Consider the following 12,097-nt stretch of genomic DNA (forward strand, 5'->3'; position numbering starts at 1 on the left):
GGGCATGGCACGGCCAACCGCGTCGGACTCAGAACCGGTCGATCCGGTACGGGCTGAGGTCGATATCGCTCTGCCCGCTGGTGACCAGGTCGCTGATGATCCGGCCGGTGCGCGGCGCCATGGTCAGCCCCATGTGCTGGTGGCCGAAGGCGTAGTAGACGTTGGCGTGGCGCGGACACTGGCCGATCACCGGCAGGCTGTCGGTGATCGACGGTCGATGGCCCATCCACTTGATAGGGTCCTCGGTGTTGATGCCGGGGAACAGCGTCTTGGCGTGGTGCAGCAGCCGGTCGCAGAAGTCGTAGTTGGGGTCCGCCTTGAGGCCGCCGAACTCCACCAGGCCGGCGAAACGGATACCGTTCTCCATCGGCGTTGCAACCAGCTTGCCGGCGCTGAACATGATCGGCGTGGCCAGCTCGATGCCCGGCTTGGGCAGCTCGATATGGTAGCCGCGCTCCGATTCCAGCGGCACCTCGTGACCCAGCTGGGCCGCCAGCTTGGCGGACCAGGCGCCGCCGGCCAGCACCACCTTGTCGAGCGGATAGATGCCGCGGTCGGTGACCACTTCGCTGGGCTGGTTGTCGCGGAAATTGAACTTCACCACCTCGCCGGTGATGAACTCGCCGCCCTGGCGGACGAAATGATCGGCCAGCGCCTTGACCAGCTTGCCCGGGTTGGGGCTGAAGCCGTGGTGCTTCAGTGCCACCACGTAGTTGAACTCCGGCGAGATCGACGCTTCCCGCTGGCGGATCTCGTCACCGCGCAGGATATCGTACTCGATGCCGAAGTGACGCCGGCGCTGCCAAGCCAGTTTGTCGTTCTGGAACGCCGCCTCGTCCTTGTACAGGTAGAAGTACGGCGAGGCCTTGGCATAGGCGTCGGCGCCGGCCATGCGGGCCTGGGCCAGGTGCAGTTCGGTGGCGTTCTGCAACAGCGGATTCAGCGCGCTGCTGATATGTTCGAACCGCTTCATGCGGGTGTTCAGTGCGAACCGGGTGCCCCAACCGGCCAGCTGCGGCAGGTAGCCGGCTGGCAGCGATAGCGGGCCGTGCGGGTCCAGCAGCAGTTTCGGCACGGTCCACAGGAAGCCCGGTGTGGCGACCGGGATGCAGCCGCAGACCGCGAACACCCCGGCATTGCCGTGCGAAGTGGCGTCGCCCGGCGCGACCCGGTCGATCACCGCCACCTTCAGCCCTTTCGCCTGCAGCTGGACCGCGCAGGAGATGCCGATAATGCCGGCCCCGAGGACGGTGATATCCGGCGCCTGTTGTCTGTCCATCGTGTGTCTCTCCAGAATTTGGCGCGAGTGCGCCCGCAGCGGCTGCCTAGGCAGCCGCGCTAAGGACGTTATAGGTTGTAAGTGCTAACTAATGAGCAGGGGATCAGCCCGGCGTCTGGCGCATGTTTTCCGGCAGGAAGGTGGCCAGCTCCGGGAACAGCACCAGGATGCCGACCATCAACACCATCAGCAGGAACATCGGGAAGGCGGTCTTGGCGATATAGCCGATCGGCTTCTTGGTCATCCCCTGCATCACGAACAGGTTGAAACCGATCGGCGGGGTGATCTGCGCCATCTCGACCACCACCACGATGAAGATACCGAACCACAGCAGGTCGATGCCGGCCTGGCGGACCATCGGTTCGACCACCGCCATGGTCAGCACCACCGAGGAGATGCCGTCCAGGAACATGCCGATGATGATGTAAAAGCACATCAGCGCGAAGATCAGCGTCAGCGGCGACAGCTGCAGGCCGGCGATATATTCGGCCACCGTCGACGGCAGGCCGGTGAAGCCCATCGCCAGCGCCAGGAAGGCGGCGCCGGCCAGGATCAGCGCGATCATGCAGGAGGTGCGGGTGGCGCCCAGCAGGCTCTCTTTCAGCGCTTCCTTGGTCAGCGAGCCCTGGGTGGCGGCCAGCACCAGCGCGCCGATCACGCCGAAGGCGGCCGATTCGGTGGCGGTGGCGATACCGGTGTAGATGGTGCCGATCACCAGCGCAATCAGCAGGATCACCGGGATCAGGAAGCGCGAGTTGTACAGCCGTTGCAGCATGGTCATCTTCGGCTCGGCGGTCGGCACCTCGTGACGGCGCAGGAATGACCAGCCGGCGATATAGGCCATGAACAGGCTGGCCAATACCAGGCCCGGCAGCACGCCGGCCATGAACAGCTTGGAGATCGACTCGTTGATGGTCACGCCGTAGACGATCAGCGTCAGCGACGGCGGGATCATCAGGCCCAGGGTCGAGGAGCCGACCAGGGTGCCGAAGATCATGAACTCCGGGTAGCCGCGCTTCTTCAGCTCGGGGATCGACATCTTGCCGACCGTGGTCAGGGTGGCGGCCGAGGAGCCGGACACCGCCGCGAAGATGGTGCAGCCGACCACGTTGGTGTGCAGCAGACGGCCCGGCAGCGGCGCCATCCAGGGCGCCAGGCCACGGAACATGTCCTCCGACAGCCGGGTGCGGAACAGGATCTCGCCCATCCAGATGAACAGCGGCAGCGCGGTCAGCGACCAGCTGGACGAGGCCGACCAGATGGTGGTGAACATCGCATCGCCGACCGGTCGGCTGGTGAACAGCTCCATACCGACGAAGGCCACACCGAGCAGTGCCAGGCCGATCCAGATGCCGCTGCCAAGCAGGAAAAACAGGGTGCCAAGGAAGATGGCGGTCAACATAAACTCGTCCATCAGAACTCCTCCCCTTCTACATGGTGGGTGTCATCGAAGGTGTGGTCGTGGCCGGCCAGGGTACGTACCAGGTGGTCGACCAGGGCGATGGTGAAGATCACCGAACCGATCGCCAGCGACAGCTGCGGAATCCACAGCGGGGTGGCGTCCTGTCCCTGGGAGATATCGTGGATCAGGTGCGACATCTGGACATTGCGGATCGAGTAGTACGACAGGTAACCGGCCAGCAGCGCGGAAACGCTCAGGCACCAGATATCGGCCAGCCGGCGCTTCAGGCCGGTCATCCGCGACAGGATCAGGCTGACCCGGATATGGGCGTTGTTGTTCAGGGTGTAGGCCAGCGCAAAGAACGAGGAGGCGGCCATACAGTAGCCGGCGTAGTCGGCCGAGCCGGGGAACTGCAGCCCCAACCAGCGGGCGGCCATCTGCGCCACGATGATGCCGAGAATGGCGACCAGAAACAGGGCGCCGATCAGTCCCGACAACGTGTAGAGGGCGTCCAGTCCCCGGCGCAGCTTGGCGAAAACGCCGCTACGCGTCTGATTCTTTGTCATGGTTTGGCTGTTCATGGTGCTTGATCGTTGTTGTTGTGTAGAAGAAAAAAAGGGTGATCCCGTCAACAGATCACCCCGAAGGCTCCTTCAGAGGGCGAACCCTCTTCGCGGCGCCGGCAGGCCGGCGCTCGGGGATATGGAGGTACTCACTTGCGTTTAGTCGTGCGATTACTTGCGGTAAGCGTCCAGGATCGCCTGGCCTTCCTCACCGGCTTGCGCCAGCCACTCTTTGGTCATGGTGTCGCCGATCTTCTTGAAGTCGGCCGCCAGCTGCTCGCCCGCCGGGCCCACGTTCATGCCGTGTGCCGCCAGCTGTTCGATGTACCAGCCCGCCAGCTGCTCGGAACGAGCGGTACCGGCTTTCTCGGCCATCAGCGCCAGGCCCTTGACGATATTCTGGGTGTTTTCGTCCAGCGATTCCCAGGCCTGCTTGTTGACGAACACGTAGTTGCGCGGCAGCCAGACCTTGACGTCGTACCAGTGGGTCAGGTGTTCCCAGACCTTGCGGTCGTAACCGGTGGCACCGGAGGAGATGAAGGATTCCGCCACGCCGGTGGACAACGCCTGGCTCAGCTCGGACGCTTCAACCTGGACCGGTACGGCGCCGGACAGCTCCGCCATGCGGGCGGTGGCGTTGTTGTAGGAGCGGAATTTCACGCCCTGCAGATCGGCGCCGCTGTTCAGCTCTTTCTTGGCGTAGAAGCCGCCCGGAGGCCAGGGTACGGAGTACAGCAGTACCAGGTTGTGCTTATCCAGCAGTTTCTGGAAGGTCGGCTTGGCCGCTGCCATCAACTTGTCGGATTCTTCGAACGAGGTCGCCAGGAACGGCACCGAGTCGAAACCGAACACCGCGCTTTCGTTGGCGTGGGCCGACAGGATACGTTCGCCGATCTGCGCCTGGCCGGTTTGTACCGCGCGCTTGATCTCGCTGCCTTTGAACAGCGAGCCGCCGCCGTGCACTTTAATTTCCAGTTCGCCACCGGTGGCGACCTTTACCGCTTCGGCAAACGCCTTGGCGTTCTGGGTGTGGAAGTTGCTGTCGGTATATGCCATCGGCATATCCCATTTCTGGCCGGCCAGCGAGAAGGTGCTGGCCGCGGCCAGGGAGACGGTAGCGACCGCCTTGGCGATCTTGCGCAGAGTAGAAGACATTTTGTGTTCCTCTAATTGTTTTTATTGAGGCGAAAGCTACTACGCTCGGCCATGCTGCGTTATCAATCGGCTTGGGATGCTCATTTATTGCAATAAACTCCGCTTCCTCGCCGATTGATGTCTTGCCTGGTCTTCGCTCGTAACGCTTTCGTTAAAAAAGAAGATCAGATAGCCGCGATTACGGACATCTCGACCAACAACGACGGACGGGCCATGCGTGCTTCGACGCAGGCGCGGGCCGGTGCGCAGCCCGGTTCTACCCAGGCGTCCCAGACTTCGTTCATCTCGGCGAAGTCTTTCATATCCCGCACGTACACGGTGACGGACAGGATCTTGCTCTTGTCACTACCGACTTCGGCCAGCAGCTTTTCGATCTTTTCCAATGTGGACGCGGTCTGCTCCTTGATACCGACGTTTTCGTCGGCCGGTACCTGGCCGCACAGATAGGCGGTGCCGTTGTGGATGACCGCGCGGCTCATACGGGTGCCGCTATCCAGCCGTTCAATAGACATATCGGGCTCTCTCTCCAAGGGTGACTTCTCAACGGCTTCAATTATTGGTGGAGAGGATTTATAAGTTCCAATACAATTATTTGAACGATCCATACAGAAATGTTATCAACTGGTGCAACTCTATGAATGCCAAGCAGTTATCAGCCTTCCGAGCGGTGATGCTGACCGGCTCGATGAGCGAAGCCTCGCAGATGCTGTACGTCTCCCAGCCGGCGGTGAGCCGGTTGATCAAGGATCTGGAGGAGGCGTTGGACTTCACTCTGTTCGACCGCCGCAACAGTCGGGTCTACCCCACCCAGCAGGCGCACGCGTTCTTCCGCGAGGTGGAGCGGCACTTCATCGGTATGGACAGCCTCGGTCAGGCGGCGGACAAGATCCGGTTGATGAAAAGCGGCAGCTTGCGGATCGCCTGTATGCCGGTGCTGGGATTCAGCGAGATGCCGGCGATGGTCGCCGACTTTCTGCGCGACCGCGAGGGGGTGAGCGCGTCCTTCGTGACCCATACCTCGGTGGAGGTGGTCAATATGGTCGGCGCCCAACAGTATGACCTGGGTATCGTGATGCTACCGGTGGACAGCAGCGAGATCAGTTTTGGCCGCTGCTTCCAGGTCGACTGCCAGTGCATCGCCTGGCCGGGCCACCGCTTTGAGCGGCAAGAACGGGTGCAGGCCGGCGACCTGGATAGCGAGCCCTTTATCGCCATCGGCGCCCAGAATACCGTGACCCGCTTTCGCATCGACTCGGTGTTGCGCGACAGCGGCGCACGGCCCGACGCCCGTATCGAGACGCCGCTGTTCATCACCGCCGAATCCTTCGTCCGCCAGCAGCTGGGGGTGTCTATCGTCGATCCGTTCACTGCCAGCCGCTATGTCGAACAGGGCGGTGTGGCCAAACCGTTCGACCCCTCGGTGCCGCTCTACTTCGGCTTCATCACCCCGCTGAACCATCCGCCAACCGGCTTGATCAAGGAGTTCATCGACAGCTGCATCGATCACCTGGCTGCACGCTGGCCGCTGCAGCCGGTGGAACCGGCCGATGTCGGTGTCGCCGGCAGCGGACTGATGACCCGCCAGCCGTAAGCGCTTCTTTTAGGCTTTCGCGGATTCGCAGGAAACATCCATGTCAGGTGAACAAGTGCCGCGTGGGCACAAAATGTAGGGTCAACAAATCCCGGACAGTAAGTTAAGTTTTTCCTCTGCCTCTGCAGGCGGAAATCCATTTTTGTACTGATGTGGGCGTTTCGATGATTCCTGGCAGGCGGCTATGCAGTGGCGGCCCGGCAACGATGCGGCCCCTATTCGCTTCGCCAGGCGGCGCTGCTATATTTGGCAGGCTTTCCAGATGCAGCGCACGTTGCGCGGTGCTCACTTAAAAAACGGTGACTTCTCTTCCGCGTCTCTCAACATCCTGGCGGAGGAGCCTGCCTTGTTTAACCACTCCCTGTCCGCGCTGTCGAACGGCCAGCGCGGGGTACTGTTCGGCCTGCTGGCCGCAATGATCTGGTCCGGTCACAGCAGCGTGTCCACGCTGGGCCTGGCGGTCGGCCTGCAACCGCTCGACCTGACCGCCCTGCGGGTGGCCGGTGCCGGGCTGCTGTTGCTGCCTTACCTCTGGCGGCGTCGGCTACTGCTGCGTCGACTGGGCTTAGGCCGGGCATTGGCGCTGCTGATCTGTGCCGGGGTGCCCTACAGCCTGTTGCTGACCGCTGCGCTGCAGTTCGCCCCGGTCTCCCACAACGGCGTACTGGCGCTCGGCCTGGTGCCGCTGTTCGCGTTGCTGATCAAGTGGCGCTGGCTGGCGCAGCGCCCCACCGCCGGCTCCCTGCAGGGCGGTCTGTTGATGTTGGCCGGGCTGGCGCTGTTCGGGGCCAGCGCATTCAATGGGCCACTGGGCGACAGCTGGATCGGCGATCTGATGTTCATATCCTGTGGTCTGATGTGGGCGTTGTTCGGCGTATTGACCGCACGCTGGCAGGTGCCGGCCCTGCTGGCGGTAGCGATCTGCAGCGTTGGCTCGCTGCCCTACCTGCTGGCCTACTTCTGGATGCTCGATAGCGTCCGGCTGGCCTCTGTCTCCGTGTCCGATTGGCTGCTGCAACTGATCTACCAGGGACCGCTGGTGGCCGGTGTGGCGATCTATTGTTACAGCCGCGCGGCGGCCTGCCTCGGCGCCGAACGAGCGGCACTGTTCACCGCCCTGTCGCCGGCAGGCACCGCGCTGCTCGGCAGCCTGCTGTTGGCCCAGCCGGTCAACGGCCTGCAGTGGCTCGGTATCTTGGTGCTGTCGTTGGGGATTCTACGGGCGCTGTCGGCGCCAGCCGTTGAGTCTATTGATGAAGCAGACAGGTTGCGCCGCTGACGGGAAATCAGCTGGGCTTGTGGATTGCTTTGGGTAGTTGTCCCCAGTCTACAACAACGGCTAACCAGCGCTTGCTGCCGTTTCTTATGCACACTTTGAACTAACCTTCTGTTTATCAACAAAATTCGTGTGTAAAACTGTGAGCGGTTTATGGGGTAACTGCTGCAGGCCTCGTTAATACTGGGGTTGATGAAAGTGGTCGAAAATCGATCAATAGGGCATTGATGCTGAGTTCAGGATTTTTCCACAGAGCTTGTTAAGATCTTTCCACCAAGTTATGCACAGTCTGGTGTGGTTTTTTATCCGGCTATGCACAGGGGCGTATGGGGTAGAAATCGTCGTCGATGTGGATAAAACGTGGGACTGTTAGAGCCTCGTCGCTGAGGTCATTTTCGTATCCGGACTGGGGGATTGTCGGGCTGGGTCGCGGCTGAAGCCCCTCCTACGCGAATTTCGTGCTTGGTAGCACCCCGCTTGGTATGCCCCTTGGGAGCCGCGGGCGACAGGCTGCGGATTACACAAAAAACCGTGGGTAGCGCCCCTCCTACCTTGATCTCTTGCTTGGTAGCAGCCGGCTCGGAGGGCGACAGGCCACAGATTCCACAAAACCCGGGTCAGCTCGCTTGCTTGAGCCAACCAAATTCAGCTGAAAAGGTTGAATGAAACGGTAGGGCCGCACCTGGGCGGCCTACCGACTCAGGATTTTTTGCGCGGTTTGGTCGCTGACATCAGCGATGGGCGCAGGCCCGGTCGTTGGCTGGCCGGGGCGTTGTTCTTCGGCTGTTGCTGCTTCGCTGGTGGCTGCTGGGATTTCTTCGGCGAATTTTTACCCGGTTTCGACTTGGGCTTTGTTTGGCTTTTGGTTTGCGTTTTGTTGCGGTCCCGTCCCGTCGGTTGCCGGTCCGCTGCCATCGGTTGGGCGACGCCGTTCTCGAAATAAGGTACCGGCTTCACTTTCAGCGGTCGGTCGATCAGCGTTTCGATCGCCTGCAGGTAACGGCGTTCGTCCGGCGCTACCAGGGAGATCGCCTGACCGCTGCTGCCGGCCCGGCCGGTGCGGCCGATCCGGTGCACGTAGGCTTCCGGCTGCTGCGGCAGGTCGTAGTTAACCACCCGGGGCAGTGCGTCGATATCCAGGCCTCGGGCGGCGACATCGGTGGCAACCAGCACCCTTATCTGGCCGGCTTTGAACTGCTCCAATGCCTGCAGCCGCTCGCGCTGGTGCTTGTCGCCGTGGATCGCCGCGGCGCTGATCCCCTCGGCCTGCAGATGTTCGGTGACCAGGTCGGCACGCTTCTTGGTGCGGGTGAATACCATCAGCTGGCGCCAGTTGCCGCCGTCGATCATATAGCTGAGCACGTCCGCCTTGTCGCGGTTGTCGACACCGTAGGCCAACTGCTGCACCGTGTTGGCGGCGCTGTTGCGTTTGCTGGCGCGCAGCCACTGGGGCTGGCGGGTCAGCTGCCGGGCCAGCTGTTCGACATTGCTGGCAAAGGTGGCGGAAAACAGCAGGGTCTGCCGCTCGGCCGGCAACAGGCTGACCAACCGTTCGATCTCGCGGCTGAAGCCGAGGTCCAGCATCCGGTCGGCCTCATCCAGCACCAGGGTTTCCAGTTGAGTCAGGTCGAACACCCGGCGGTCGATCAGATCCAGCAACCGGCCCGGCGTGGCGACCAGCAGGTCGGCGCCGCGCTCCATCTGGCGGATCTGGTTGTCGATCCGTACCCCGCCAAAGATCGCGACGATGCGCAGCCCCTGCTCGGTGCCATAGGCCTTGCAGCTGTCCTTGACCTGCAGTGCCAGCTCACGGGTCGGTGCCATCACCAGTCCGCGCACCGGACGGACTTTTTCGCCGTTGGCGTTGGCCGCCAGCCGCTGCAGCAGCGGCAGCGCGAATGCGGCGGTCTTGCCGGTGCCGGTCTGCGCCTCGGCGATCAGGTCCTGGCCGGCCAGCACCGGCGGGATCGCCTGGCACTGAATCTCGGTCGGCTGACGGTAATCCAGCGTCGACAGGGTGTCGAGCAGGCTGGCCTGAAGGCCGAGATCGGCGAAGCTGGTGGACATGGGTAAACTCTTTCTTTGATACAGCTGGTTAAAAAATGGTCGATTGCGTCGGCGGCCGGCAGAGTATGCCAGTCCATGATGCAGTTAGCGATGGTTGATCTGACTAGATTCCACCGGCTGCAGCGGAATCTGGCGCATCAGCTGGGCTTCGAAGTGGTCGATAAACTGCTCCACCTGCGGGCTGAGGCTGCGGCCCAGTGGGGTGATAAAGCCGAAATAGAACGGTATCGACGGATCGAACGGCTTGTTGACCAACCCCTGCTGCTCGGCGTGCAGAGCGGTGAACGGATCGACCACCGCCACGCCGAGCCCCTCGCCGACCAGCCGGGCGGCGCTTTGGCTCTGGTTGCAGTCCAGCCGCCGCTCCGGCCGCGCCAGCTGGTCCTTCAGCGCCTGTTCCAGTCGATGGCGGCTGATATCGTGCGGCTGGCCGGCACTGATAAAAGGTTCGCGGTCCAGCTCGGCGGCGCTGACTCGCGCTTGCCCGGCGAAATGATGGCCGGGTGGAGCGATCAAGCGGCAGTCGGAACGGAAACAGGCAGCGTACTGCAGATCGTCGCCGAGCAGCGGCAGTGCAACGATACCGAGATCGTACTGCTGACCGGCCACCTGGCCGGCGATCTCGGCCGACGCCAGGCTGGCCAGGCTGACCGACAGATCCGACTGACCGCGCAGATAGCGGTTCAGGATATTGGCCAGCAGGCTGTCGGCCAGCGCCGGGAACGCGGCCAGCCGGAAGGCGTCGCTCTTCATGTTGCGGATCTCCTCCGCAGTGCGGTTCAACCGGTGCAGGCCGATAAAGTGGCGCTGTACCTCTTCGTTGAACCGGTTGGCGCCCGGTGTCGGGAATAGCCGGTTAGCCTGGCGCAGGAAGAGCTTGAACCCCAGGGTGGCCTCCAGGTCCTTGATCAGCCGGCTGACCGCCGGTTGCGAGATCTCCAGTACCCGCGCCGCTTCACTCATCGAGCCGGCGCTCATTACCGCCTGGAAGGCTTCCAGTTGTCTGCTGTTCATGCACTCTCTTGCTGAATAATGTTTTTCTATCGGTATAAATTTCTATATTCGTGATTGTTATGGCTGATTTCACGAAAGCTGCATTGTAGCTGCTCCGGCGGCGGATGAGCAGTGGGATGGGAGCGGTAAGCTTCAAGCAAAAAGCAAAAAGCAAAAAGCAAAAAGCAAAAAGCAAAAAGCAAAAAGCAAAAAGCGGAAAGCGGAAAGCGGAAAGCGGTGAGCCAGACTATGGCGGGAGCGTATCAAGAAAAAACGCGGCCGAGGGGGCGGCCGCGTTTGTCAAAGGCTCAATGAAGGGCGTGCAGCGGTTCGATCCGCTCGCCGCGATAGCTCAGCCGGCCCTGCGGGTCGAGCCAGACCTGGTAGGGGGTGCCGTAGACCTGGTAGTCGCTGAAGATCTTGTTGTCCTTGTCCCAGACCAGCGGGAAGTTCAGCTTGAAGCGCTCGGCGAAGTCGCGCACATAGGCTTCGTCGACATAGAATCCCTTGACCACGCCGATCCATGGATGCTCCGGGTTCGCGGCGGCCAGTTGGTTGGCGCGGGCGATCTTCTGTGCGCACTGCGGGAAATGCGGCATCGGGCAGAGGCTGTCGAGAAACACCAGGCTGACCGGCTGACCGCGATAATCGGCCAGCGACAGCGGGTTGCCATCCAGCCGGCGGGCGTCGATCGATGGCGCCTGGTCGCCCGGCATTGGTTTATCCAGCGCCAGGGCTGCGGAACTGGCCAGCAGCAGGCTGAGGCCGAGAAGAATCGATTTCATTACATTTTCCTCCTGTGTCGGAAGGGTAATCGGGGCGGCCGTTATCAGAAGAGTCGCTTGATAAAGTGCTGCAATTCGTCGCCGTTGCCGCTGAACTGCACTTTGCCGTCCTTCAACAGCACGTGAGCCGGGGTCTGCCAGAGATCGTACTGGCGCATCAGCTGGTACTGATGGTCGATCAGCAGCGGTTTGCTGGCCGGGAACGCCTGCTGATAGTCGCGCAGGTAGGCTTCGGTGACATTCAGGTCGGGTGCCACCCAGATCCGCTGAACCTGCTGGCTGAACGACGCCGGCAGCTGTTCGACCAGCGTCTCCGGGCCCAGGCCAGCGTAGGAGTCCCAGATATTGACGAACACCAGGTGTTGCCAGCCCTGCTGCTCAAGCGACAGTGGCTGGTCGGCCAGGCTGCGGTAATCGGCCATGGCGCTGCTGCTCAGCAGTGCCAGCATCCAGAGTAGTTTTCGCATCGCTCAGCCCTCCTCCGCGACCAGTGCGGCCAGTGTCTCTTCGAGCTGATCGGTCAGCAGGTGTGAGCTGTAGCGCACCACGCCGTTGCGGTCGATCAGCAGATGGGTCGGGGTGCCAATGACCCCGTAGCGGGCGGTGATCTCGCCCTTGCTGTCGAAGATCACCGGGATATCCAGTTGGTTCTTCTGATACAGCTGGCGGATATTGGCTTGCGAGTCGTTGAAGCCGACATTGACGGTCTGTACCGCCAGCCGGTCGCCGTACTTGCGCATGCTGGCCTGCAGGTGGGGCATCTCCTCGACGCAGTAGGAGCACCAGGTAGCCCAGAACTTCAGGTAGACCGGTCGCTTGCCGCGATGCTGGCTGAGGTCGAACGGCTGTCCGTCAATCTGTTCGGCAACGATCTGTGGGGCCTGGTCGTTGACGCCGATGCTGGCGGCCGTCACCGGTCCGGCCAGGGCCAGCGCCAACAGTGCGCCGGTCAGGGGTTTTGCATAACGCATGGTTTTCTCCTGTCA

The 12,097-nt window shown here is 62.0% G+C and carries 12 protein-coding genes; 2 read left to right on the plus strand and 10 right to left on the minus strand.

The window, feature by feature from the left end; translation table 11 throughout:
- Positions 1-28 precede the first annotated feature (28 nt).
- From K6T12_RS14120 to K6T12_RS14140, 5 genes are all read right to left on the minus strand, one after another.
- Complete coding sequence (locus K6T12_RS14120; RefSeq protein ID WP_222223519.1) at positions 29-1,279, minus strand: NAD(P)/FAD-dependent oxidoreductase; 1,251 nt, start codon at positions 1,277-1,279, stop codon at positions 29-31.
- Between the two features lie 103 nt (positions 1,280-1,382).
- Positions 1,383-2,693: a TRAP transporter large permease gene (locus K6T12_RS14125; protein WP_222223520.1), complete on the minus strand. Its 1,311-nt coding sequence runs from the start codon at positions 2,691-2,693 to the stop codon at positions 1,383-1,385.
- Positions 2,693-3,247, minus strand: a complete 555-nt coding sequence (locus K6T12_RS14130) for a TRAP transporter small permease (RefSeq protein ID WP_222223521.1) — start codon at positions 3,245-3,247, stop codon at positions 2,693-2,695. The genes K6T12_RS14125 and K6T12_RS14130 overlap by 1 nt, the downstream gene beginning before the upstream one ends.
- A 168-nt stretch (positions 3,248-3,415) precedes the next feature.
- Positions 3,416-4,399: a TRAP transporter substrate-binding protein gene (locus tag K6T12_RS14135; protein WP_222223522.1), complete on the minus strand. Its 984-nt coding sequence runs from the start codon at positions 4,397-4,399 to the stop codon at positions 3,416-3,418.
- 164 nt (positions 4,400-4,563) lie between these two features.
- On the minus strand, positions 4,564-4,911 hold the full coding sequence (locus K6T12_RS14140) for a RidA family protein (RefSeq protein WP_222223523.1): 348 nt from the start codon (positions 4,909-4,911) through the stop codon (positions 4,564-4,566).
- A 122-nt stretch (positions 4,912-5,033) separates the two neighbouring features.
- Here K6T12_RS14140 and K6T12_RS14145 point away from each other — a divergent pair, with 122 nt between their 5' ends.
- Positions 5,034-5,990, plus strand: coding sequence for a LysR substrate-binding domain-containing protein (locus tag K6T12_RS14145; RefSeq protein WP_222223524.1), 957 nt, complete (start codon positions 5,034-5,036; stop codon positions 5,988-5,990).
- A gap of 346 nt (positions 5,991-6,336) precedes the next feature.
- Positions 6,337-7,269 carry a DMT family transporter gene (locus tag K6T12_RS14150; protein ID WP_222223525.1) on the plus strand — a complete coding sequence of 311 codons (933 nt, stop codon included), beginning with the start codon at positions 6,337-6,339 and terminating at the stop codon, positions 7,267-7,269.
- 696 nt (positions 7,270-7,965) lie between these two features.
- Here K6T12_RS14150 and K6T12_RS14155 read toward each other — a convergent pair.
- The 5 genes from K6T12_RS14155 to K6T12_RS14175 form a co-directional block, all read right to left on the minus strand.
- Positions 7,966-9,333: a DEAD/DEAH box helicase gene (locus K6T12_RS14155; RefSeq protein WP_222223526.1), complete on the minus strand. Its 1,368-nt coding sequence runs from the start codon at positions 9,331-9,333 to the stop codon at positions 7,966-7,968.
- A gap of 84 nt (positions 9,334-9,417) precedes the next feature.
- Positions 9,418-10,347 (minus strand): LysR substrate-binding domain-containing protein, encoded by a 930-nt coding sequence (locus tag K6T12_RS14160; RefSeq protein WP_222223527.1) that lies wholly within the window; start codon positions 10,345-10,347, stop codon positions 9,418-9,420.
- Between the two features lie 287 nt (positions 10,348-10,634).
- Complete coding sequence (locus K6T12_RS14165) at positions 10,635-11,111, minus strand: peroxiredoxin family protein (RefSeq protein WP_222223528.1); 477 nt, start codon at positions 11,109-11,111, stop codon at positions 10,635-10,637.
- A 44-nt stretch (positions 11,112-11,155) separates the two neighbouring features.
- Positions 11,156-11,578: a hypothetical protein gene (locus tag K6T12_RS14170; RefSeq protein ID WP_222223529.1), complete on the minus strand. Its 423-nt coding sequence runs from the start codon at positions 11,576-11,578 to the stop codon at positions 11,156-11,158.
- 3 nt (positions 11,579-11,581) lie between these two features.
- Positions 11,582-12,082 (minus strand): TlpA family protein disulfide reductase, encoded by a 501-nt coding sequence (locus tag K6T12_RS14175; protein ID WP_222223530.1) that lies wholly within the window; start codon positions 12,080-12,082, stop codon positions 11,582-11,584.
- Positions 12,083-12,097: the final 15 nt, after the last annotated feature.

The sequence above is a fragment of the Marinobacterium arenosum genome, assembly GCF_019795155.1.
Taxonomy (GTDB): Bacteria; Pseudomonadota; Gammaproteobacteria; order Pseudomonadales; family Balneatricaceae; genus Marinobacterium_C; species Marinobacterium_C arenosum.